This is a genomic window from Natrinema halophilum (assembly GCF_013402815.2).
Taxonomy (GTDB): Archaea; Halobacteriota; Halobacteria; order Halobacteriales; family Natrialbaceae; genus Natrinema; species Natrinema halophilum.
Genome location: NZ_CP058601.1, coordinates 3,783,278 through 3,806,547, shown reverse-complemented (window position 1 = coordinate 3,806,547; position 23,270 = coordinate 3,783,278). Strand labels below are relative to the sequence as shown.

General features: G+C 57.9%; 21 protein-coding genes, 3 tRNA genes, 1 other RNA gene and 3 pseudogenes. 11 read left to right on the top strand and 17 right to left on the bottom strand.

What is annotated here, in order from left to right:
* Window positions 1-10: 10 nt before the first annotated feature.
* Window positions 11-961, bottom strand: coding sequence for a CPBP family intramembrane glutamic endopeptidase (locus HYG82_RS39100; protein ID WP_179263295.1), 951 nt, complete (start codon window positions 959-961; stop codon window positions 11-13).
* A gap of 134 nt (window positions 962-1,095) precedes the next feature.
* Here HYG82_RS39100 and HYG82_RS39095 point away from each other — a divergent pair, with 134 nt between their 5' ends.
* Window positions 1,096-1,260 (top strand): DUF2071 domain-containing protein, encoded by a 165-nt coding sequence (locus tag HYG82_RS39095; RefSeq protein WP_179263293.1) that lies wholly within the window; start codon window positions 1,096-1,098, stop codon window positions 1,258-1,260.
* Between the two features lie 175 nt (window positions 1,261-1,435).
* Here the strand turns inward: HYG82_RS39095 and HYG82_RS39090 are convergent, their stop codons facing one another.
* From HYG82_RS39090 to HYG82_RS39080, 3 genes and pseudogenes are all read right to left on the bottom strand, one after another.
* Window positions 1,436-2,299: a DUF8173 domain-containing protein gene (locus HYG82_RS39090; RefSeq protein WP_179263291.1), complete on the bottom strand. Its 864-nt coding sequence runs from the start codon at window positions 2,297-2,299 to the stop codon at window positions 1,436-1,438.
* Entirely contained in the window at window positions 2,296-3,573 is a 1,278-nt protein-coding gene (locus HYG82_RS39085) for an MFS transporter (protein ID WP_179263289.1), read from the bottom strand. The genes HYG82_RS39090 and HYG82_RS39085 overlap by 4 nt, the downstream gene beginning before the upstream one ends.
* Before the next feature lie 266 nt (window positions 3,574-3,839).
* A pseudogene (locus tag HYG82_RS39080) lies at window positions 3,840-4,154 on the bottom strand (flavodoxin domain-containing protein); the annotation flags it as partial.
* Window positions 4,155-4,253: 99 nt separating this feature from the next.
* Between HYG82_RS39080 and HYG82_RS39075 the strand changes: the two are divergent.
* The 5 genes and pseudogenes from HYG82_RS39075 to HYG82_RS39055 all read left to right on the top strand — a co-directional run bounded on the left by HYG82_RS39075 (window position 4,254) and on the right by HYG82_RS39055 (window position 9,075).
* Window positions 4,254-4,613 carry a GerW family sporulation protein gene (locus HYG82_RS39075; RefSeq protein ID WP_179263287.1) on the top strand — a complete coding sequence of 120 codons (360 nt, stop codon included), beginning with the start codon at window positions 4,254-4,256 and terminating at the stop codon, window positions 4,611-4,613.
* 227 nt (window positions 4,614-4,840) lie between these two features.
* Window positions 4,841-5,713 (top strand): CPBP family intramembrane glutamic endopeptidase, encoded by an 873-nt coding sequence (locus HYG82_RS39070; protein ID WP_179263285.1) that lies wholly within the window; start codon window positions 4,841-4,843, stop codon window positions 5,711-5,713.
* A 233-nt stretch (window positions 5,714-5,946) separates the two neighbouring features.
* Window positions 5,947-6,606 carry a DUF998 domain-containing protein gene (locus HYG82_RS39065; protein ID WP_179263283.1) on the top strand — a complete coding sequence of 220 codons (660 nt, stop codon included), beginning with the start codon at window positions 5,947-5,949 and terminating at the stop codon, window positions 6,604-6,606.
* Entirely contained in the window at window positions 6,603-8,555 is a 1,953-nt protein-coding gene (locus HYG82_RS39060) for a serine hydrolase domain-containing protein (RefSeq protein ID WP_235217748.1), read from the top strand. Before HYG82_RS39065 ends, HYG82_RS39060 begins: the two co-directional genes overlap by 4 nt.
* Before the next feature lie 173 nt (window positions 8,556-8,728).
* A pseudogene (locus HYG82_RS39055) lies at window positions 8,729-9,075 on the top strand (PD-(D/E)XK family putative nuclease).
* Window positions 9,076-9,095: 20 nt separating this feature from the next.
* On the opposite strand, the gene HYG82_RS39050 reads toward HYG82_RS39055, so the two are convergent.
* From HYG82_RS39050 to HYG82_RS39040, 3 genes are read right to left on the bottom strand one after another with little or no spacing between them, the layout of a single operon-like run.
* The gene (locus HYG82_RS39050) at window positions 9,096-9,485 is read right to left on the bottom strand and encodes a type II toxin-antitoxin system VapC family toxin (protein WP_179263279.1); all 390 of its coding nucleotides are present in this window, start codon (window positions 9,483-9,485) and stop codon (window positions 9,096-9,098) included.
* Window positions 9,482-9,634: a hypothetical protein gene (locus tag HYG82_RS39045; protein WP_179263277.1), complete on the bottom strand. Its 153-nt coding sequence runs from the start codon at window positions 9,632-9,634 to the stop codon at window positions 9,482-9,484. The genes HYG82_RS39050 and HYG82_RS39045 overlap by 4 nt, the downstream gene beginning before the upstream one ends.
* Before the next feature lie 50 nt (window positions 9,635-9,684).
* Entirely contained in the window at window positions 9,685-9,939 is a 255-nt protein-coding gene (locus tag HYG82_RS39040) for a DUF7692 domain-containing protein (RefSeq protein ID WP_179263275.1), read from the bottom strand.
* Window positions 9,940-10,307: 368 nt separating this feature from the next.
* Here HYG82_RS39040 and HYG82_RS39035 point away from each other — a divergent pair, with 368 nt between their 5' ends.
* Window positions 10,308-11,345 (top strand): hypothetical protein, encoded by a 1,038-nt coding sequence (locus tag HYG82_RS39035; protein WP_179263273.1) that lies wholly within the window; start codon window positions 10,308-10,310, stop codon window positions 11,343-11,345.
* Between the two features lie 898 nt (window positions 11,346-12,243).
* On the opposite strand, the gene HYG82_RS44510 is transcribed toward HYG82_RS39035, so the two are convergent.
* Entirely contained in the window at window positions 12,244-13,131 is an 888-nt protein-coding gene (locus tag HYG82_RS44510; protein WP_484549565.1) for a PD-(D/E)XK family putative nuclease, read from the bottom strand.
* Window positions 13,132-13,422: 291 nt separating this feature from the next.
* Between HYG82_RS44510 and HYG82_RS39025 the strand changes: the two genes are divergently transcribed.
* Window positions 13,423-13,635: a hypothetical protein gene (locus HYG82_RS39025; protein ID WP_179263271.1), complete on the top strand. Its 213-nt coding sequence runs from the start codon at window positions 13,423-13,425 to the stop codon at window positions 13,633-13,635.
* 203 nt (window positions 13,636-13,838) lie between these two features.
* On the opposite strand, the pseudogene HYG82_RS39020 reads toward HYG82_RS39025, so the two are convergent.
* The 5 genes and pseudogenes from HYG82_RS39020 to HYG82_RS39005 all read right to left on the bottom strand — a co-directional run bounded on the left by HYG82_RS39020 (window position 13,839) and on the right by HYG82_RS39005 (window position 15,566).
* Window positions 13,839-14,078 (bottom strand): annotated as a pseudogene (locus HYG82_RS39020) (DUF7563 family protein).
* A 270-nt stretch (window positions 14,079-14,348) separates the two neighbouring features.
* Window positions 14,349-14,423, bottom strand: a tRNA-Ile gene (locus HYG82_RS39015).
* A gap of 79 nt (window positions 14,424-14,502) precedes the next feature.
* Window positions 14,503-14,631 carry a hypothetical protein gene (locus HYG82_RS44370; protein ID WP_284145008.1) on the bottom strand — a complete coding sequence of 43 codons (129 nt, stop codon included), beginning with the start codon at window positions 14,629-14,631 and terminating at the stop codon, window positions 14,503-14,505.
* An 87-nt stretch (window positions 14,632-14,718) separates the two neighbouring features.
* Window positions 14,719-15,303 carry a MogA/MoaB family molybdenum cofactor biosynthesis protein gene (locus HYG82_RS39010; RefSeq protein ID WP_179263269.1) on the bottom strand — a complete coding sequence of 195 codons (585 nt, stop codon included), beginning with the start codon at window positions 15,301-15,303 and terminating at the stop codon, window positions 14,719-14,721.
* A gap of 157 nt (window positions 15,304-15,460) precedes the next feature.
* A tRNA-Asn gene (locus tag HYG82_RS39005) sits at window positions 15,461-15,566 on the bottom strand.
* A gap of 95 nt (window positions 15,567-15,661) precedes the next feature.
* Here HYG82_RS39005 and cca point away from each other — a divergent pair.
* Window positions 15,662-17,206, top strand: a complete 1,545-nt coding sequence (gene cca / locus HYG82_RS39000) for a CCA tRNA nucleotidyltransferase (protein ID WP_179263267.1) — start codon at window positions 15,662-15,664, stop codon at window positions 17,204-17,206.
* A 29-nt stretch (window positions 17,207-17,235) separates the two neighbouring features.
* On the opposite strand, the gene HYG82_RS38995 is transcribed toward cca, so the two are convergent.
* From HYG82_RS38995 to HYG82_RS38985, 3 genes are all read right to left on the bottom strand, one after another.
* Window positions 17,236-18,267, bottom strand: a complete 1,032-nt coding sequence (locus HYG82_RS38995) for a histone deacetylase family protein (protein WP_179263265.1) — start codon at window positions 18,265-18,267, stop codon at window positions 17,236-17,238.
* A 4-nt stretch (window positions 18,268-18,271) separates the two neighbouring features.
* Window positions 18,272-18,703 (bottom strand): histone family protein, encoded by a 432-nt coding sequence (locus tag HYG82_RS38990; protein ID WP_179263263.1) that lies wholly within the window; start codon window positions 18,701-18,703, stop codon window positions 18,272-18,274.
* 66 nt (window positions 18,704-18,769) lie between these two features.
* Complete coding sequence (locus HYG82_RS38985; protein ID WP_179263261.1) at window positions 18,770-20,218, bottom strand: single-stranded DNA binding protein; 1,449 nt, start codon at window positions 20,216-20,218, stop codon at window positions 18,770-18,772.
* A 510-nt stretch (window positions 20,219-20,728) separates the two neighbouring features.
* Here HYG82_RS38985 and HYG82_RS38980 point away from each other — a divergent pair.
* Window positions 20,729-20,801: transfer RNA gene (locus tag HYG82_RS38980), tRNA-Arg, on the top strand.
* Window positions 20,802-21,369: 568 nt separating this feature from the next.
* Window positions 21,370-22,764, top strand: coding sequence for a PQQ-binding-like beta-propeller repeat protein (locus tag HYG82_RS38975; protein WP_179263259.1), 1,395 nt, complete (start codon window positions 21,370-21,372; stop codon window positions 22,762-22,764).
* Between the two features lie 4 nt (window positions 22,765-22,768).
* Here the strand turns inward: HYG82_RS38975 and rnpB are convergent.
* Window positions 22,769-23,245: RNase P RNA component (gene rnpB, locus HYG82_RS38970), an RNA gene on the bottom strand.
* Between the last annotated feature and the right edge of the window lie 25 nt (window positions 23,246-23,270).

Genomic DNA, 23,270 nt, shown 5'->3' with positions numbered 1-23,270 from the left:
GTTTCGTCTCTCACACCCACGGAGACAGCGGGCGTCCAGTCATAATACGTTCGTCTGCGATGATTCTGTCGTGGACGACGCAAAGCGCAGTAATGAACACCGCAGCACCGATGCCAGCGACGCCGACGGGAGCGGTTGCGAGGTTTCCGGCTCCCGTGAGGTAGACCAGCGACAGTGCTCCCAGTCCGTTGAACGATCCATGAAGGACGGTCGCAGCGAGTACGGATCGAGCGCGGAGGGTCAAGTACGTGTAGATCGGCGTCATCGCAATCGTCGCGGCAGTCATTACGAACACACCCGCAAGCGGTGCGTCGGGAAAGTTGTGGCCCTGAAGGATGATCGGCGCGTGCCAAATGCCCCAGACCGCGCCTGTGAATAGGGAAAATTTCCAGAATCCGAGCGGAGCGAGTTCCGTGAGTAGTAGCCCGCGCCATCCGAGTTCCTCGCCCAGCGCCGCGAGGGCGTTGATCGTCAAACCCGCGACGAGACCCTGAACGACGAAGAGAACAGCAGGTGGAACAGGCACCGTTTCCAGTTGCGCGACCGTCTCGGCGGCTTGTTCCTGTGGTAACCCCAACTCAAGCAGATACGCTGTGTAATCCGTGGTAAACGACACACCCGGAAAGGCGGTTCCGACACCTATCGTGGCGGCAACGAGAGCAACCGGCGTTACCCACGCGAGTCCGACCCATCGAAGCCGTCCCAGAGCGAGTCCACACCCCTTCCGAATAGACTCACCGTACCGGAGTTGTGTTCCGATCGCAGCGAACGCCGGTGCCCACATGACCACCACGACCACCAACACGAGTCCGGCGAACGTCCTGAGTTCAATCCCAACGAGGGAGAGGACGATGGCACCGGTCCAGGCGATACCGAACGCAAGCGCGAGAAAGAGCCCTACTTTTCGAGTGTGTATTCTGGACTCGCTCGTTCCCCGGTCAGGAGTCGCATGAGAATCCATATCCCTCCCTTTGCGTCGGATATCTTAAGGGTGGGTCACAGTCCTTCGCTCACGACTCCGACGAACCGAGCGGTTGGGAGCGCAATTACCTGTCGATACAATATTGTATCACAGAAATCGAGGAAACGGATAGGATGGTCGTTTCGCTCTTTATGGGCTGGCGTCACGGTCTCTTCGCTAATCGGCCGGTCGATCCGGGCCTCGTTGAGCCACATCTGCCAGAACACCTGATACTCGACACCGACGATGGGCAGGCGTGGGTGTCGGTAGAACTCGGAGTCCCCCGACTGGGGATATGAGTAACGGCTGGGTGGCACAGCCCGGAGTCATCCTGTTCGACCGCGAGAGCGGACGGTTCACACCGAAAGAGCAGGGAGGCTGCAAACCGTAATATCTCACCGCTCGGGACTCCTCCGCCTTCAGGCGGCGGAGGATGTCAAACGCACGTCTATTCCTTGCCTGTGACCCTCAGTATCACTCCGGAAGCGATACCGGTTCGAACTCCTGGAGTCCGAAGTACGTCAGTATGACAGCCCCCAGTCCGGTCAGAAGAAGCCCACCCGCGATCAGATCCCCGAGGATCGGAATCGCTCCGATTACCTGTAAGACCACCATGACAACAACGACTCCGAAACCGGTCGCCAGACCGACTCGTGGGGTGTTCAACTGTTGACCAGCCAGATATCCCAGTGCGATGATTCCGTAAGCAACTGTAACCAATCCTACCAGAAGACCGAGTATGCTCACGGGGAGGAGGATCAGGGTGAACGCCATGAAGACGAACACGGAGAGGAACGTTACGGAGAGGAGTGCGCCCACGGTGAGGCTGATCAGTGGATGATCTTGCGCGGCTGCCCCGACAGTATCGAGCAGTAGTTCATGTTTTCGGGAGAGCCACGTTCCTCCGAGCGCTAGTATCAACGTCGTCAGCACGAACGGCGTATACGCGGCGATCGGGCCGGGTTCAGAGGATTCAAACGCGACAGTGGTCCGCTCGGTAATGGTTGCCTCGGTGGACAGTTCTTCGCTCCCACTAATGTGCTGGAGTTCTCCACCAATCGTTGCACCGTCCTCGACGACGAGTGATCCGGAGAGTTGTGTTACGTCACCTTCGATTGTTCCATTGACCCGGAACTCGCCGCCGATAACGTAGACCGGACCGGACACCGCTTCGTCGGCCGGCACCGTGACCGTCGCATCCCCGACGATCAACGCGCCCCGGTGTTCGGTTATCTCGTGGTCGCCCTCAATAACGAATTCGGTGGTTTCGACGTCTGCTCCACCCGCCGAAATCATGAGCAGCGCGATTATCAAAAGCGGGATGAGTTCCAGATTCATGGCGTCAGCCCCCCACGAGCCAATTCAACCATCCGATGCACGTATAGCAGCACTGGCAGTGTGACGACGAACAGCAGTGCCAGCGCGTTCACGTACGTCAGATGGCTCAGCAATGAGAGTCCGATCCCCTCGGAGTACAGCGCTAGCGAGGTACTCAAGAAGGTCGCCAGCCACCCTGCGATTCCGACACCGAGGGCCGTGTGCGTGCCGATCGTCTCGGGCGTGGAGAGATCCGGCCAGAGTGCGAAGTTGAGCGTCGTGTAGAAACTGACGGCGAGCACGTAGAACATCGGCAGTACCAGTGGTGGGGTATCACCCGCTCCAAACTGGATATGGAAGACATACAGGAGGTGCGTGAACGCGAACAGGCCGAACACCCAGAGGAACAGCCAGTTTCGATCGAAATTCGTGTAGATGACGCCAGCGGCGAGCGCCCCGACAACGTGCAAGACAGCGATAAACAACCGGACACTCAGGTCGGGAGATTGCCAGGACGTGTAGATGTACAGCGTCGTCTCGATAATCCGGAGAAAGCCCAGGCTATCGATGAAGAAGACGCCGAACATCAGTAGAACAGGGCCCCAGAATGCGAAACTCGCCGTTCGGACCGATATCGGTCGGCAGAATCGGCCAGTTCCGAACGCATCGCGTTCGTGTTGACTGGCGAGGGTATCGACGAATCGGAATCGCTTGACTGAGAGAATGGCGAGAACGAGGACAGCTGGAACCATCATCGCGCTCATGACGAGACTAAACTCGTCGATTCGCCACTCGATCGGATACAGGGCCGCGACGAAGAACGACAATCCCGCCACGACGGCAGCGACGTATCCGCGGTCCCTCACAGGAACGAAATCGAGCATGAAACTGAAGGACACTGGAATTCCGACGCCGAGTGCAATCGAACAGACGATCACCCAGAGCACGAACAATTCGATCGTACTCACGTGTGGGGCAGCGACCGTCAGAATCAGTTGAGTGAGAACAATCAGAAAGAGCAACCGGAACTTCACGTACAGGTCAGTGCTCCATCCACGCCGGTCCATCAGGACGCCGCTGACGACGGCTGCGACGAGGGTGAGCAGCGCAAGTATGGCCATCACTATCGACACGTCTCCGGGGGGCATACCGATCTTCTGTGTTCCGAGATCGGTCAGTCCCAGTTGGACGAACGTGAGGTTGTAATAGTACCCTGCCGTGAGCGCAGATACGTAGATCAGATATCCAGTGATGGGAACCCACTCGCGCTCACGGGCGAACTCGAAAAGTTTCATAGGGTGCTGTACTCCACAATCTGGCATAAATATTGTCTCCGATTCTACATATTGGCAGGAATGTAACTCAAATATGTTTGAGGCTCTCTGAAGTATCGTTATAGGCAGTAGCAGAATTCACCACATTCTTATGTGTCTGAGCGATTACTTGTGAGTATATTGCCATTATCGCTATTTCAGTTACATACCGAACAGGTATCCATCAGTCGGATCCGCAGACTCGCCGGTACGATCCCAGCTGCAAGGAGGAGCCATGCGACGCCACGTTACTCGCTCAGTTCTGATTCACTGACAGCCGGCGACGGTACACCGAGACATCCCTCGACGAATGCAGCGACATCGGCAGCGAACGCTTCCACTTCGACCCAGTCTGTGAATTCACCGTCTCCGGATGCGTCCGCCTCGGGCATCTCGGAGATCATTCGCCTGGCAATCTGTTTCATCATCAGTCGCTTGAGAAAGCCGCACTTCGAGTACGGAAGCGCGCCGCCGAAGAGGCCGATCCGGTCGGGCTGGCGGTCCGTGTCCTCGAGGAACGTGTCGACGTATTCCGCCGCTTGCGCACGGCCCGCTTCGGTCGAATATCCGTACTGATACTATCAACTCGAATCTCGATTTCGACGCGACCGGTCGTATCGGGGTGACGAAGCTATATCGGTGAGTCTCGTCGGTACGTGCGTATGAACCATAGAGAACGACTCTCGGCAATCGGTGATCGAATTCAGGACCATGCGGGCGTCACCCAGGTGTACGGCGATCCCGTCGAACACGACGGGAAAACGATCGTTCCCGTCGCAAAGGTAGCGTATGGATTCGGGGGCGGATACGAATCGGAGGGCCGCGAGGACGTCGATACTGCAGGCGAGAACCGAGACGCCGGCGAGGGAGGCGGGATGGGCGGCGGTGTCTGGGCTACTCCGATCGGTGTCGTGGAAATAACGAACCAGGAGACCCGGTTCATACCGTTCGGTGACACACGCAAGCGTGCGGTAGTGGCTGGTCTGTGTTTCGTTTTCGGGTATGTACTCGGTCGGAAGTGAGGATCGGCGTCGCTACTGTGTTCGGTAGGTACTGGGGAGAGAGAAGGTCCTGTGGACCGCCGATTTCGTTTATCATCGAATATGATCTACTACTGCCAAGCGAGGGAGAAGAGAACAATGAACCGCAGAAAAAGCACGTTGATCACTGAACCGGAAGCGGGTGAGACAGGATTCAGTAAGACGGTACCCGGAAACGGGGCTGCCTTCACGAACGGAACTATCGCACGATGAACGAACCATCACGGTTCACGATCGGTACGACGACCGTCTCTGTCGCAAACCCGTGGCTGTTCTTTGGCGTGACATTCCTCATAACGTGGAGCTTCTGGCTGTCGGCTATCGTCCTTGAGGTGAGCTTTTCCAGCGCTGCAGGGCTCGTGTTGCTACTAACGGGGCTCGTTGGCCCCGGGATTGCGGGCATCGGGTTCGTGTACCTCGTCTACGACGACCGCGGGCGATCGGATTTCTGGAGTCGCATCACGCAGGTTCGCCGAATCGGCAGCCGGTGGTTTCTGGTACTTCTTCTGCTCCCACTGGCCGTGACGACCGTAGCTGCAGTGGTAGATCTGCTATTGGGTGGTCCAGGCGCAACGTGGGGCGAAGGGGTACAGGAATTTGGCGGAAATCCACTTGCAATCCTGCCAGCGCTATTCTTTGCGTCGCTCCCGCCCATCCTCGAAGAGTTAGGATGGCGAGGCTATGCACTGGACCGGCTTCAGCTGAACTGGTCTGCGTTGAATGCCAGTGTGATCTTGGGAGCGGTGTGGGCGGTCTGGCACCTCCCGCTGTTCTTTATCGAAGGAACATTTCAGCGTGAGATGGTTGGATTCGGAACGCTGGGATTCTGGCTGTTCATGGTCGGGACTGTAGCCCTCTCGGTGGCGTTCACGTGGGTCTACAACCACACGTCGCGCAGCATTCTCGGCATCATCCTGATGCACGGGTGGGTCAATTTCGTCTCCGAAACGATCGAGGTTGCGGACGTAATCTATTACTCTCACTGGGTGCTGCTCGCAGTTCTGCTTACAGCAATCTGGGGAGCGAAGACCCTGACAAATGCTGAAGAAGTGCCACGACCACCGCTTCCTCTCGACCGATAGCGCAGCTCCGATTGTGTTCACTCCTCCCTGTTTTGGCCGTCCAGCGGATGAAGCAATTACCGAGAACCGGCTCGCCGAACGCGGTGTAACACCGTCTTAACGGATCGCAGTGACTATGATTACGGGACGATTTCCATCTGAACGGACTGTCGGCCGGAGCTGTAACTCTCTGCGGATTGCAGTAGAGCTACTATATGTTCTCTGGGATCGAACGAACACTCAGTGACCAGACCATGACTCGGAGTACCGCGTATAGCCAGGCCGCTGGTGAAATCCATGGAACGGCGTTAGATAACCGGAAACGGGCAGGTGCTTTCTTCGTCGCACTCGCCGCCCAGTTTATAACGGTCATCATGCTTGCAGCAGCGATGGCCCCGGGCTACGACTTCGGTGGGGCTGCCATCAGTGACCTCGGCGTCATCGCCGAGACCGCGCTCGTGTTCAATATCTCGCTCACCATCGCAGGCCTGTTCAACCTCCTCGGCGGGTTCTACTTCTACCGGACCCACGGAAAACGCTGGCTCTTCGCTATCTTCGCACTCGCCGGTATTGGTGCGATCGGCGCCGGCGTCTTCCCGCTCGATACCGGCGGCCTCCACTCGCTGTTCGCGCTCCTCGCATTCGTGTTCTTCAACGTGCAGGCCCTCGGGACTGCGACTCGACTCTCCGGGGTAATGCGTGCGATATCGATACTCGCCGGTGGTATTGGACTCGTGTTCGTCGTGCTCATGGCGGTGGGTGATGCCGGCAATACGGCGGCGTTTGGCCCCATCGGCCACGGGGGGACCGAACGAATGATCGTCTACCCAGTGATGCTCTGGCTGGTAGCCTTCGGTGGCTCCCTGCTCGGGAGTCCTGACCGACCTGTTGCAACCGCACATCGAGGCGAGTGAGCGACAGTCCAATGGACTCCGTTTCGCGCCGGGACGTTCTGGGTGGACTCGCGGTCAGTGCTGCCGTCTTCTCGACACCCGTAACTGCTAGCACGGATACTACGAGTAGGGCCGTTGCCCAGCCTGAAACAGGGCCGCTCACCGATCCGAACGCTTTCGAGTCGTTTCTCGATGGTCTCGTACGTGCGCAACTGGACGCTCACGAGATTCCAGGGGCGACAGTCGCTGTCGTCGATGGCAATTCGGAGTTTGCAAAGGGATACGGCGTCAGTGACAGTCGTTCAGAGACACCGGTTCGTGCCGATGAAACGCTCTTTCGTATCGGTTCGGTGTCGAAACTGCTCACCTGGACAGCCGTGATGCAGGGCGTCGAACGTGGGCGGCTCGATCTCGACGCCGATGTAAACCAGTATCTCAATGAAATCGACGTTCCCGGGACGGACGAGCAACCGGTCACACTCGACCATCTCGGGACGCAGACACCCGGGTTCGAGGATCGGGTCCACGGGACGTTCGTCTTAGACGAAACCGACCTCCAACCACTGGAGCAGGCCCTTGTCGAAGAGCAACCTGCTCGCGTCCGTCCACCGGGACAATTTACTGCATACTCGAACTACGGCGCTGGCCTCTCCGGTCACATCGCGGCAACCACCGCTGGGATGTCGTTCGAGAACTACGTTGCCGCGGAAATTTTTGATCCGCTCTCCATGAATCGGAGCACGTTCGCCCAGCCGGTTCCAGACGGTCTCCGGGCAGATCTTGCAAAGGGATACACAGCCACAGAGGACGGGTTCCGAGAAGGCGACTTCGAATTCGTTGGTATGGCGCCTACAGGTGCAATGAGTGCGACCGCGGCCGACATGGCACGATTCGTCCGGGTACATCTTCAGGGCGGAACAATCGATGATGATCGGATACTCGAACCGGAAACGATCGCGGAGATGCACCGCCGTCGGTTCACCAACGACGAACGAGTGAACGGAATGTGCTTCGGTTTCTATGAGATGAGTCGTCACGGTGTCCGGGTGATTGGTCACGCCGGGGATACACAATTGTTTCACAGCCTCCTCTTTCTTGTTCCCGAACGCGACGTGGGGGTGTTCGTTTCGTACAACAGTAGAGGCGGGAGCAATGCCAGAGAGGAGTTCATAGACGAATTTATAGAGCGGTACTTTGACACGGAAGATCCGTCGGTGGCGGTTCCGGATAGCATACCAACGCGAGGAACCGACCTCGAAGGGACGTACAGAACACTCAGGGTTCCGTCTACGACCTCAGAGAAGTTCATCGGCGTCACCGAGTCCGTCTCCGTCTCTCTCGACGATCACGGACGGCTGGTAACGACACACGGCGAGGAGACGAAGCGATGGGGTGAAGCGGAACCTCTCTACTTCCATGAAATCGACGGTCCCGACCAACTCGCTTTTCGTGAAACCGAGGGACACATCACACACCTGTTTCTCGGGAGTCGTCCAGCGTCAGCGTACGAACGACTTCCGATACGAGAACAACCACGGGTTCACGGTGCGATCGTTGCTTTCTGTGTGGTGGTCTTCATGACGGCCGCTGTTGGATGGTCGGGAGCAGCCAGTTGGCGCTGGTATCGTGGTGCGAAACGATCCAGGGTGGACTCCCCACTCCGATTTGCACAGTGGACAGGCGGCATAGCTGGTACCTGTTTCCTCCTGTTTATCATCGGTTTCGCAGGAGCGCTGGCGATGCGACCGACTGCGTTTCTGTCCGGTGACCGGCTACTGTTTCGGCTCCTCACGATCCCCTCACTTGTCGGGGCAGTAGCGAGCGTTTTGACGGTGGTATTCGCCGGTATCGCCATACGGAACCGGGAATGGGGATGCTGGACGCGGGTTCACTACACAGTGGTCGCGCTCGCTGCAATCGTGTTTACATGGCTGCTCTGGTACTGGAATCTTCTCTGGTACCAGCTGTGACTGCCGGATAACTGCTATCTGTTTCTTCCTGTTTGTAATCGGTTTCGCGGGAGGGAATGGTGATGCGACCAACTGTGTTTCTTTATGGAGACCGGCGCACGACATGTGTGGTCCGCGTGAGTCGATCCCGCTCGAGGCGAGCGAACCACTTCGGCGCGCTCGTCGAGAAACGGATGGCCGAGAAGCGACGGTTCGATCTCGACCGCTCGAGCTGGCACGATGCCACCTTCGGGAACGGGACGCCCGTCGAGATCAAATCGACGATGCACGAACACGCCGACGGACAGCCGGGTAACTGGAACGTCTATCAGAGTATCACGAGGAACTCCGCCGTCACGACGGCTGGTATTGCTTCGTCGTCTACAAGCCACACGGCTGCTCCGGTCTCACGATCCTTCGGGACAAGATGGTCCGCTCGAGCGATCTTCCACTACTCAGTCTTCCACTACTCAGGTGGCATGGTGATGGCGATCATCGAGGCACGGCACAGGCAAAGATCTCGATCAGTTCGATAGTGTAACGAGACGGATTGGTGACGGTTCAGACGAGATCTTGCGGTCGCTCTGCACCGTGCTCTCTCAGTTCACCATCGAACGAAACGAGAGTGGCGTCGACGGCATCGGCTGCAGCAAGGATGAGAGCATCCATCGGGTAGAGAAGTGTTTCGTTCTGTAGCTGATTGGCGGCGACCATGTCTGAGGCGTCGGGGAACGTCACGGTAGCTCGGGAACTGATCCGCTGCTCGATCTGTTCGACGCGTTCACGTTCGATGGCTTTCTTTTTCGTCAGAACGCTCCGAAGCTCCATGAGATTCAGAACGGACGTGTACGTCTCGTCGAACTCGTTGAGAACACGAACGGCCGTCTCGGACCGTTCCGTGTCTTTCGTGACCGCCGCGACGATAACGTTCGTATCGAGAAAGATCTTCATAGCCGTTCGCGGACGTCACGGACCTCTTCGACGGCGTCGACCTCGACGTCGACAGCGAGCTCGTTGAGCGCGTCGCCCAGCGGAACCGCCTCATCGTCCTCCGGATCGCCAGCCATGAATTCGGCGAAGTCGTCAGTAGTGAGGCTCATGGTCCACTATTACGGGCCCCTCCGCAAAAGCCTGCTGATGGTGTGAGTCACTACTCGGTCTCGGTAACGATCTCGGTGTCGACCTCGACGCTTACCGCTCGCGTCGACAGCGTCTCAGCGATCTCCCGACGCTGCTCGAGCGTAAGATCGTCGCGCTCGAGGACCTGGTGAAGAGCCTGTACGAAGTGGGGAACGTCGTCACAGGCACTCACAATAGCTTTCGTCTTGTTGCAGTCGTCGAAGTCGGCGGCTCGTTCGATCGCATCTCGTCGATACGCGTCGTCGCCGTCAGTTCGGATTCGCACGCTCGTACACACGACCCCCGAAATCCTCGTTTTTTCGACTCACTGGACGGCCGATTTCGGCCTGAAATCGGCGGTACGTGTCGGCCGGCCAGAGAAGAACGGCGGGTTCGGTGATGGGTCACCTCGAGATCTGCCCACGACGTCTCCCGTCTCGTGTGCATATTCGGGAATCGGATTCTGTCGACGTGCAACCTCTAGGGGGAGTGTCTGCACGTAACTCCCTCAGACGACAGGCGGGAGTGAGTGATAAAATCTGAAACTATCTACATTTGATCTGTGATCCTGTAGACCCGTTAGAATTAAGCCACTTGCATATCACCTTGGTTACCAACAGACGGCCAACTTAAGATTTCTAACTTATCGCCACAATGTCATCTAATAAATTAGTTGCGTATTGGATACAATTGAAGGAAAGAGGATCAGATAAAAATTATTGGGATTTGTCTGAATTAAGGGATCATGAGGTGGGGCTCTATTATGGTTCAATCGTAGATATTTTTGAGGACGTTTGTAGGTGCTACACGGATTATACATACGTGGATGAAGCAAATGATGAAACATTTACTGTAGAATTTTACGAAAGGTCAGGGAATCTGATTGAAGGTCAATATTTAAAAGGAGATTCTGGCGTCATCGCAAACCATTTCGATAAAAGAAAAGGTAGTAGAGAGTATGAAGCGCGGACGACGGATATCTCCGAAGAGATTCCATTCTACTTTTTATTTTACCTTCCAAGCAATAACACAGACCGCGCTCTGCTTATTTTACGGGAGTTTGAAAATAAGGGTGTAAAACGAATTGCCACAGACCGATTTCAAAAAATCCTCCAAGGCGTCACCCAGTCTGGGATCTACGAGGATTCTAGAGCAGTTACTGAAGATTATTGGTCAGCAATCCAAAGAGCCGATCGCATAAAGAAAATTCGATTGAAAGGGAAGTCGAAGTTAAGATCTATTGATGAGGTTGATGGCGAGAGTGCAAATGTACAAAATATCAATAGAGAATTTGTGTTGCGTCCTCAAACGACTACCTTTCTTCCAGAGGTGCTTAAACCTCTTTTCAACAAAGAAATAAAATATGCGGGGATTGAATTAGATGAGTTTGATGAAAAGAAAATAACTATAGAGCAAGGAGGCTCTGAACTGACTTTCTCTGCTGTTAACCCTCGAGTAGATATGCGAATGATTCTAAATAACACAGACGTAGACATCATTGGTGGTCATCCCACACCAGAAACAATTTCTGTGAAAGCTAGAGAGTTTGCGAACTACATCTTGGATGAGTACGATGATTTGCACATCAGCGATGAAACAATTCTGCATGGTGACTATGAATATGAATATGGAGAAGTAGATGATAGTAGGGGCCGAGATGACCGAAAGACTACTATTTCTGACTTTCAGTGAAAAGTCTCATGAATCTTAACGAATATTTCGGCTTGGTGAACATCACCCCTATAATCAGAAACCACTATTCGAATATTATCAAAGATTCACCCGCTGCTTGGATGGATCTTCTCATTCTTCTGGGCCTTCCAGCAGCAACGGTATTATTGGTCCCATATTACACCGCGACTGTGAACTTTATTATATTAGTTGTTACAGCCCTAACGATACTTTTTGGTTTTACGTTTAATGCAGCAATTCTCTTATCAGGTACCAATACATCAAAGCTTCCTCATGAAGAAAAGAAAGCGATTGAGATTACTAAAAGTAGTTCACTTTATGCGCTTCTAATTTCCTTCATAACTCTCTTGTATTCTTTTATCGTATACTTGTCAATAGACTTTGGTAGCAGTTCCTTTCACAGTATAGAATTAATGTCTGGATTTCTATATTATTTGTTAGCCCATTATCTATTGAATCTCTTGGTGATATTGAGAAACCTGTCCGTTTTGGTGGACAAAGGCATAGTGAATTGAAATTCAGGCCCCAAATTATCCAACTCTGTTAAACTAAGTATAGCTTTCAAACATATGGGTAGTGATACATCTGGCTGTCTTCGGCAGAGAAGTCGTTTCTGACCATCGCTGGGACACCCCTATTTCATATGGATCAACTGGAACGCCGCTGTGTGGAGGCGGGGGCGGGGTGGTGTAATTTTTCGTTTCAGTCCCTTTGGGGACACCCGTCAAGGGGGTTTCGCGCAAAGCGCGAAACGACCCCGCAGGCGTTGCGGTGCGATCGCGGCGATCGCCGTAGCTACCACAAGCGAATACAAACGGAGTTGTGAAAATCAGCTACAGATGAAAGTAGGGTTGTAGAAAAGAAACGTAGGGGAAGTGTTGCCACTACGTGGACCGGTTCAGCGGTCGGCGACAGCACCGACGAACCCGGTTTCCGTTCCGCCGCCTGGTGTCTTCCAGGTCAACTCGGCTCCTCGAAGGACCGTCGGATCATTCCCCGATCGGGACCACTTTTCGAGAGCTTCACTCGCCAGTGTCTGGACGTTCTCGAAGCTGTCCGACTTCAGCCTCGAGAGAATCGTATCAATTCGCATCCGCCGGGGTTCGCCCTGGTCGTCGAACGAGAGTTCGGCGCCGTTCTTCGCGAGCCACTTCTGAAACGGCGACGACTCCGCAACGTGATCGGCCAAGCCCATGATATGCTGCATCCGATCTGCATAGCTCTCGATCGCGTACTCGGCCGACTCGACGAGTGCGCGTAGTTCCTCGCGGTACTTCCGGGTACGGAACGACACATCGCCCTGGTCGAGTTCGAGGACATCGCCGAGATCGGAGATCGCTCGGTAGATCGTCGCAGGATGTTTCCCCAGCTGGTCGGCGAGATCGTCGACTGTCGCGCCACCGTCGGTCGCAACTCGTTCGGTGACGTCGAGGGCAGTCTCGCCCATGTCCCGAAGCGTTGTCATCAACAGGTGATCCGATTTCGCCTCGAGCAGTTGCTCGTGCGCCGCTCGCTTCACGTAGAACCGACCGCGAGTCGACCGGCCACCGTTGCTCGTCTCGATCTGGCAGCCTTTGATCTCGATCGGAACGTCCGACTCGACGAGAACGATCCCGTAGAACGGCAGTGACCGACTCGCTTCGAGGACAGCCGTCGTCCTGGCGTCGTGCCAGGTAGCCGTCCGATCACCAACGTACTCGAGTTCGTCGACAACCTGGACGATCTCGGCCTCGAGGGCGTCGCCGCTAGCTTTCGGACTCTCGAGCGCCGATGCTCGAGAACTCATAGTGGTCCCTCCCGCGCGTCGCGGACGATTCGCGTACAGTCAGCACACAGTCGTCGGAGCGCGTCGATTCGATCACCGCACCGCTCGCACTCGTCTGATTTGACGAGGCAGTTCATCGTGAATCACTCCCCTTAGAGTCGGTATCCGAATCCACTGCTCTCGACGCTGGAACTATATCACATGGCCGACCACAGAGGGTAAATGACCGACACGCTCCGCTTTCAGTGTCAGAACTGCGGAGAGGTGGTAATGCGAAATTCGCGTACTTGCCCCAGATGCGGAGATAGCGTAATGCAGCCTGTCGAAACTTCTGAGCCAGGGACCAAGAAACACGAGATACGGACAGACGACTTTGACCTTGACCAGGCGCTTTCGCGATTAGATACACCTGATCAAACTCAAAGAGAAGAATCGACGAGCGAAGAGACCGCTGTGGATGATTCAGATGACAAATCCTCAGATGATGAAAATAGCTTATTTGATCGGCTGAAGTCGCTTTTTTGAGCCCAAATTCTTCCCTTGAACTGGCCAGCTGATGTCCAGAACTAGGCCAGTTATAATCGATCGAGGATTGTCCACCACCTGCTCGAATTTCCTGGTTTTCGAGCGCCTGCCGAACGTCCGCGTCCGTCGCTTGATAGGCCGGATGGGCTATGGGCGTTCGACTCTCGACGTCGTACAGTCTCCTCGCAGGCACGACCCCGTCCTTACGCATCGATCTCACCCCCGTGACGGCCGGGCGACGTTTCCGGATCAGGAACCGCAACGTCGACGCCAGCAGCGGAGCCACGGCTCAGACGAGCGGACGAATCACAGTCACCACAGCGATGGGCTCGATCATCATCGTCACCAAAGACGCGGCGGAACCGGTCGGTAACGTGGGCTCCGCAGTGCTGACATGTAGATTTGTCGACAGACTACCATGGCGAGACCGTCACGCCGACCACCTCGTTTCGGCTACTAGTTTCGCAAGACGGCGTCGACCCGGAACCAGTGACTGGTTCGACTCCGGTTGAGAGTGGTGTGACTCGAAAAGTGAGTATAAGCCCCTCGAGTAACTCAAGCCCCCCTTATCGGCCGAATCCGTTTCGGCCACACTTCGGGTAGTAAGCGGATGGGCCCTGACGGATTCGAACCGCGGTCGCGGCGAAGCCGCTTCCTGATTCGAATCCGCAGGGTTCCAGTCCGCGAGACTCGTGAATACTCGTCTCGCTCCATGGGCCCTGACGGATTCGAACCATCGACCACTCGGTTATGAGCCGAGCGCTCTCACCAGACTGAGCTAAGGGCCCTCAATCGGGAAAAATCGCGCGCAGTAATTAACACTTGCTGTCCGGTACGCCCGCGAGAAAGCCGAGACGGTTGGAGTCGCTACGCGATTAGCGCCTCGAGTTCGTCGTCGGTCAACGCTGCCTCCAGTTCGGCTTCGTCGTGGGACTCGAGGATCGCCTCGCGTTCCTCTTCATCGAGTTCGGTCGCGATTTCGAAGTGATGACACATGGCATTCGAACGCACGCGATGGAACCCAAAAAATCCTGGTTCAGGGCAGGTGACTGCTCGGCCCGAAGCCGTGGCCGAACGAGTCGATTAGTCCGTTTGATAATCGGCGAGCGTCTGGTCGTCGGTTCCGGTGCGATGGCGCGTCGCGAGCCCCGCGAGGTGTGGCGTCTCGGGGACGATCAACTCTTCACAGGCCGTTTCGCACGCGCTTTGGCTTCCGGGAAGACAAAAAACCGGCGTATCGACGGCGATACCTGCCGTCGCACGGGAGGCTATCGCTCGTGTTCCGACTTCGTCCCACGAAAGCGAGCGGAAGCGTTCGCCAAAGCCCGGTAACTCGCGCTCGAACAGCGACGAGGTCGCCTCCGGCGAAACGTCGTCGGCGGTGACGCCCGTGCCACCCGTGGTACACACGACATCGATATCCCTTCGCGCGACTAGCCTCCTGACGGCGGTCCGGATCGCCGAGTAATCGTCCCGGACCAGCAATCGCTCCTGTACTTCGTGGCCGTCAGCTTCGAACGCCTCCTGGATCGTGTCGCCACCCGGATCGTCGGGATCCGGTTTGGCTGCGCGCGAACTCGAGACGGTCACGATCCCGACGTAGAGCGGATCTACGATGTCGTGGCCGTGATGGTCGGTACTCCGACGATCGTCGCTGTCGCTTGGCATGTGATCACGTCGGTGCCGGACGACGTTAATCCCTCCCCCGAATCGGCGACCGTAGACGGACGGTATGCTCGGCGACTGGACGCCGCTGGTCGCGAATATAGCCGCGGTTACGTTCGAACGACGGGACGGTTCTCGCGAGACAAGAGTTCCGTAAAAGCGCCGAAGCCAGGACTCGAACCTGGGACAACCTCGTATCTGCGGCGAACAGGACAGGCCTGCATCACCGTAACAGCGAGGTGCTCTACCATCTGAGCTACTTCGGCTCGTCCTGTGATAGCCGGGTTGATTTGATAGGGCTTTCGTTTTCGCTTCCCGTGGTTCGATACTCTTTCACGCGGGGCGCGAGTACCCCCATTCGATGAGTGAGGAGGACGACGACAGTGGCGAACGCGATCCGAGTGGTCGACCACGGGCCAACGACGGTGTCGACCACGGTTCGACGTGCAGCCAGCGCGATTCTCGCGCTGACGGACGAGACGGGTCGTCGGATGGAGACACGGATCACTCCCTCGAGCGGATCGTCGCCGAGATTCGAGCCGAAGTGACCCCCGACGCAGACGAACGGTCACATCTCCGTGAGATTGCAGAGCGACTCATCGACCGAGCCGAACGCGCCGCGACCGACCGCTGTGCCGACGCTGACGTCTTGCAGGTCGGCTCTACGGCAAGAAACACCTGGATTAGCGGCGATCGGGATATCGACATCTTCGTGCGCTTCCCGCCGGATCTCGACCGCGAAACGCTTGAGACGTACGGCCTCGAGGTCGGCCACGCGACCCTCCCCGAGGGCCACGAGGAGTACGCCGAACACCCCTACGTGAAAGGAACGGTCGAGGGATTCGACGTCGACGTCGTCCCCTGCTTTCGGCTCGAGTCTGCCACGGAAATCCGTTCGGCCGTCGACCGAACGCCGTTCCACACCCGGTATCTTCAGGCGCGACTCGACGACGACCTCGCAGGGGACATTCGAGTTACGAAACAGTTCCTTACGGGAATCGGGGTCTACGGCAGCGACCTCCGGACGCGGGGTTTCAGCGGTTACCTCACCGAGTTACTCGTCTGCGAGTACGGCGGCTTCCGACCGTTTCTCGAGGCCGCTGCCGATTGGCAGCCCCCGGTCGAACTCGACCCGGAAGATCACGGCCGCGCACGCGAGACGGCAACTCCATCTCGAAACGAGAAGGTCGGCACCACCGACCTCCCGTTCGACGATCCGCTGATCGTCATCGATCCCACCGATCCCGAGCGCAACGTCGCCGCAGTCTGTTCGCCAGACAACGTCGCTCGCCTCCAGCACTACGCTCGCGAGTTCTTGACGACCCCACGCCCGGATATGTTCTGGCCCGACGAGCCTGATCCGTTGTCGAAATCCGACCTGCTCGCACACATCGAGCGCCGGAAAACCACCCCCGTTGCCGTCCGATTCACGTCTCCGGACCTCGTCGAAGACCAGCTCTACCCGCAACTCCGAAAATCGCTCGACGGTATCACGCGTGAACTTGACGGCCGTGGATTCGACGCCTTCCGAGGAACGACGTTCGCCGACGAAACTGCGGTCGTCTTTATCGAGCTTGCTGTCAGCGAACGACCTGCGCTCGAGCGCCACGAGGGGCCGCCGATTTCCGTTCGCGACCACGCCAAGGGGTTCTATTCCGCGTACGTCGACGATCCTGACGCCTACGGTCCCTTCATCGAGGGGGACCGCTACGTGACCGAACGCGACCGGGAGTTCACTACCGCCCGGGCGTTTCTCGAGAGCGACCGACTCTTCGATGTGGGTCTCGGCGCACACGTCGAGACGGCACTCGGGGACGGCTACGACGTGTTGACCGGCGAGGAGGTCACGGCACTGCTCGACGAATTCGCTGCAGAACTCGCAACGTACTTCGAACCCCGTCCCTGAGCCGACGCGGCCGACGCGGCCGACGAGTCCTATCTCTCGTCCAGTTCGACGTCGAGATCGTGCGCGTCGAGAACGTCGTCGAACGTTGGCTTCTCTCCCTCACCGGATTTGTCGTCGGGTTCGATCGGTTCGCGTCCGTCGAAGGTCTCGTGGACTAACGCGACGCTGTCGGCGAGGACGTCGAGTCCGTAGCCACCCTCGAGGACGAACGCCAGCGCGGCGTCGGTCTCGTTGGCGAGCGTTCGCATTCGATCGGACATCAGCGCGTACGCCTCCGTCGAGAGCCTGATTCGCGATATTGGATCGTGGCGGTGGGCGTCGAAGCCAGCACTGATCAACAGCAGATCGGGATCGAAGTCAGTAATCGCGGCGGCGATGGGCCCGTCGATCGCGGCTAGATATTCGTAATCGCCGGCTCCGGCTTGCATCGGTACGTTCATCGTCGTCTCTTCGCCGTCGTCTTCGCCAGTTTCGTCGACGGCGCCGGTGCCGGGATACAGCCCCTTCTCGTGAATCGAGGTGAAGAATACGTCACCCCTGTCGTAGAAGAGGTCCTGCGTCCCGTTGCCGTGGTGGACGTCCCAGTCGACGATGGCGACCCGATCGACGTCGTACGCGTCGTGATCGAGCGCGTACTGGGCCGCGACGGCGACGTTGTTGACGAAGCAAAATCCCATGGCATCGTCGAAGACGGCGTGGTGGCCTGGCGGTCGACCGATCGAAAACGGCGTTTCACGGCCCGATGCCCCCTCGAGCGATTCCTCGGCGGCCCAACAAGCCAGGCCGGCACTGTGACGGGCTGCGTCCCACGTCTCCGTGACGGCGGCAGTGTCGGGATCCCAGCTCCCACCGCCCTGTACACAGAACTCACGGACCGACTCGAGATACTCCCGGTCGTGAACGGACGCCAATGTTTCGAGGTCACAGGGGTCGGCCTCGACGTACTCGACGCCGTGTTTCTTCTTCAGCCGTTCCCGGATCGCCCGTAGCCGGTCCGGCGACTCGGGGTGGCGCGAACCGGGATCGTGTGCGAGACAGGTCTCGCTGTAGCCGAACTGCATTTGCTCACTCGAACAACGAGAAGTACGTCTCGATATCGTCGTCGGTGATCGTTCGCCGATCGGCGTGGTGTGCGAGGATCGTCGCCGCTCGGGCGACGTTGTCCGCATAATCCTCGAGAATGTCGGCGAGGGCAATGCGGGCATCCATCGCGACGCGATACCGATTGTCGATCTCCAGTCTGGCGATCCGGTCGACCGGTGCGACCGGCAACTCGAGGTCGTCTTTGTCGACGACCGTCTCGACACCGAAGTCTTCCGCCATCAACGTTTTGCGGCCGTCTGCTGTTGCTTCCTCGGCCGCATCGATTGCGAGTTCGCTCCCGTGTTTCTGAATCCGCGTTGCGAGTTCCTTCGACGCGTCGGCACTCACACGAAGATCGCCCGCGTTTCGCCGGATGATCGTATCAACCGGGGCGAACGGGAGTTCGACGTTCATATCATGATAGGCGAAGCTGACTCCCTTAACGCTTTTCCTAGGCGGGCGACGAGGTTGCTCGCGGTATCAGAACACGTCGTTTGCTTCGAGGCGGCCGTCGCGGACGACTCCTCGTGCAGTTACTTCCTCACCGAGACCGACGTCGGCGTCGGTCGCGACGCTCATGGTTTTCTCGCCGTCGTCGAGCACGATCGGATCGCCGGCCTGTACCACTACCCCGGTGAATTCGAACGTTTCGCCGTCTGCCGGGTCATCCGTACTGTCGTCGGCGCTGACCGAGTCCCCGTCTTTCTCGTCCTCACCGACGTCATCCGTGTCCTCGCCGGCTCCGGTATCACCAGCGAACGCCGATAACCCGGCGTTCTCGTCGCTCGAGTCGCTGCCACTCTCACCAGCGTTCGTACTACTGGAATCGGATTCAAGGACCGTAATCGTCGATTGCCAGCCGGCGGAGGCCTCGAGGTCATCTTGCCAGCCGTCCTGGATCTCGACGTCGCCGAGGGCGACTTCGTCGCCCGGTCCAAGATCGATGTCGGCTTTCTCGCCCCAGAGTGCGACGCGAATGTCGTCAGTCGCGTCCTGAACGCGAATATTTCGGACCTGTCCTTCGGAGCCGTCGTCACGGTCGAACGTTCGCTTCGGGTCGGCCGAACGGACGACTCCCGCGATGTCGACCGTCTGGTCGATCTCGAGATCCTCGATTGACGTGCTTTCCGGGACGTACTCGACCTCCTCGTCGACTTCCTCGACGGCGCCGCGGTTGCCCACGTGAAGTTCGAGGGTTCCGTCACGTTCTTTCACGTACCCGTCGATCACCTCGACTGTAGTTCCAACTTCCAATTTCGTTGCTTGATCGGCTCGCTCGTCCCAGAGTGTAACGCGGATGCGGCCGGTCGGATCGCCGAGAACGAGGTTCGAAACCTTCCCCTCGGAACCGTCGTCTCGGTCGAAGGTCCGGACGCTATCAGTGTCCAAAAGCACTCCGACGAGATTGACGTTCGAGAGACCGAGCGAGAGCTCCTCGACGGTATGCGTATCGGAAATCGTAACGTCGATCTCCGTCTCGTCGTCGGGTTCCACGTCGTCGACGCTCACTTCGACACCGCTGAACCCTTCCTTCGGTCGGCCTTTGATGCGCAAAACCTGTCCTTCCTCGAGTTCCTCGATAGCCGCTTCGGCGTGATCGTCCCAGAATGCCGCCCGCACAGAACCTGTTTCGTCCGCGACCTCGACGTTGACGACCTGGCCGTCCTCGTCTTCGCTGTCGCGCTCGAACGTACGCACCTCACCGATCGACGTTACTTTGGCGACGAACTTGGCTTCCTCCATTCCGGGCTCGATGTCGGCGATGCCACCGACCTCGCTCTCGCCGATCTCGTGAGCGACGAGCATTGCCGCCGTCTCCTCGTCCGCGAGTCCCCCCATTTGCTCGACTTTCGCCTCGACGGCCTCGCGAAACTCCTCGAGGGAGACGTCGGCCTCGAGGTCCTCGTATACGCCCTCGATGTCGCTCATTCTATGCTCGTGCATGGGTAGCCCCCGCATAAGCGTTATCCATTCGCCGCCTCGACGTCGTTCGACGTCCGTCGCACGGACCGATCGGATCGGTCGGATCGATCGTCACCGGCCTCGCAGGATCAGTACGCCGAAACAGCGCGCCGAGGGGCCTCGAGCGGTAATTCATACCCGCTGCTGGCCACTCCTTCGTATATAAATGTCAGCGTGGGCGCCGCGGTGGATCGGCCCGAGAGCAACCACAGAGCACTCACGGCTACCAGTTCCGTGGACGGGTACGCCCAAGGTCGAGTCGATACCGGGCCCGAATCCTCCGATAGTAGTCGTTGAAACGACTCACCCACCGCTCGCACTGCTGCGGTCAGCGAATACTTGCTGTCCGCAAATTCGCGAGCGAGGTGTGCAATGACGTTCAACGACTACGACAGTGTCGACGGCTACAGAAATCGACGGGCGGCAGCCGGGCCCTTTCGAAAGGGCTTTAATGTCCACGCGGCTACGATGAGTTGAGTCCTGATAGGGTAGTGGACTATCCTCTTGGCTTGCGGAGCCAGGGACCGGAGTTCAAATCTCCGTCAGGACGTTCACTTCGATCACGACCTGACGTGCTCCACGCTCGCTACCGCTCGCGTGGAACTCCGTCAGGACGTTTCTGCTGACACCAAACCGCGAGCGGAGCGAGCGGCTGGTGTCGGCGAAACTCCCTGGAGATTTGAACAGACGAGTTGCAGCCCGGAACGGCCGACCGAAGCGAGGCAGCACGCCCGGAACATCTTGGCGTGTTCAAATCTCCGTCAGGACGTTCACTTCGATCACGACCTGACGTGCTCCACGCTCGCTACCGCTCGCGTGGAACTCCGTCAGGACGTTTTCCCAGACACAACGATCGGTGAGCCGAGCGAGCCGTCCGTATCTGGGAAACGGACTCGAGGAGATTCCTGAAGAGAGATAGAGAGTCCACGGTGGTCGCTGATTCCGATGCGTCGAAGGGGATCGTATCGACGACATTTCGCTATCAGTGACAGCGCAATCGCCAGCTCTCTCCCGTTGGTAGAATGTTGCAAAAATAGAACGACACCAGCGCATCAGTTCCACGTGTGAAACTTCTTATTTCAATGATACTGATAGTGATCACATAACTCTGGGAGAACATGCGTAGTAATACGAGACGGCAATTTCTGATAGGATGTACAACGGCCGTCGCAGCCAGCGGGGTGCTTTCGGGAGCGAACGAAGCGGGTGCGTCAGTCGACGGTAAGAAAGAAACGGGCGGACTACAATCGGAACCCCCCGAAGCGGCCACTGGCTGGTCGACGATGCGTGGAGATTGCGGGCGTACAGCCGCTGTCGGGACCGTCGATGGGTTCGATGAAGGATACGAGTTCGACGCGCTCGAGACCGACTGGAGGACCGACGCCGAAGCGCTCCCCGTCGTCGTCGACGGAACAGCCTACCTATCTGACGAGGGGACAGTACAGGCGCTCAACGCAGCAGATGGCACGCTCGAGTGGCGCAGTGAAGACGTAGCCACCGATGGCCAGCCGACGGCGGCGTACGGCAACGTTTACGTCAGCGGTGACGATACCGTGGCCGCCCTCGACGCTGCAACCGGGGACGTTCGCTGGCAGACCGCGGTCGCTAGCGCCGACGGCGCCGCGATCGAATCTCCGACGGTTGCGTTCGGTATCGTCTACGCGTTCGCCGGAGGGAGCCTGACTGCGGTCGATTGTGAGACAGGCACCGTCGAATGGGTGCGTGAGTCCATTTCGGTTTCGGACGGCGACCCGTGGACAACGCAAACTGCCGCGAGTCGCGCACTCGAGAGCTGTGTAGTTGCCGCTGACGACTGCATCTTTTCGATCGCCGAGGAAGGGACTATCGCCTGTCTCAACCCGCTGACGGGCGAGTGCGAACTGGCTATCGAGACGGACTATTACTATCTGTACGATCTCGTCGCGACCGAAAACAAAGTATTCGTCAGAACGGAATCCGAAGTTGTCGCCGCCTACGATTCATCGACCGGTGAGCGCGACGAGATCTGGCACGGCGGTATTCGACGGGTGGCCGTCCGCGAGGACGTGCTGCTCTTTGCCACTCGCTACAAACTCATCGCGGTCGACCTCGAGACCGGTGACGAGCGGTGGTCCATCGGGAAGTACTCCCACGCGATTGGCGATCCCGTAATCGCACACGACACGGTGCTCGTCAGCGTCGGATTGCAGGGCGGACAGTACGAAAATTCGCTCGTTGCGTTCGACATCGAGAGTGGAGTGGAACAGTGGAGCTATTCTCGGTCGGAGAGCGCCAACGTCGGTGAGCGGTGTGCGGTCGCCGACCGAACCATCTACATCGACGACGATGGACTGACCGCAATCCGGGCCTCTCCGGACGATCGCGAAGACGGTACCGAGGGAAACGAACGAACGCGAAACTGCGGTAGCGAGGCTGAAAGCGAAGTCACGGGAAGGAAGGACGACACCGGCTTCGAATACCGACAGCGTCGAAACCAACGTTCGAGACCGTATCGTCGTTCTGAACGGGTATAGAACTGGGTGAGAGGAGTAAGCCCCCTTCTGTTCGGCCCGGCATTCGGCTGAGCATCCACACCGTCCACGGCTTCGCCGTGGGGTGTTCAGGCTACCACGGTGTGGACTTGCACCGGTGAGGATTCGCCGTTCCATCGTTCCTCGGCCGTCTAGAGGTGGTCGATCGACGGATTCGAACCGTGATCGGTCGACCTGCCTGCTCGGCGACTCACGTCATACGCACGCTGAGTCACCCGATCCCTCTGCGGGTTAGCTCCCCTTCCTCGCGGTCGGGTTCGCACGCGTCATCGGTCGGGCCGAGACGTGTCGTTTCTGTTCCAGAGCCAGCGGTCTCCCGCTCCGGACTTGCGCCCGGTCACCTGCCCAAACAGGTGGGGGGACTTTCCTCGCGGACAGTAGGCTCCCCAGAAGGGGCACCTACGGTACCTGGTGGCCGCGCCGTTGCCAGCGAGACCATCGCGGCAGCCGGGCTCTCTCTCCCAATTATAATTGGAGCCTCTGGAGAA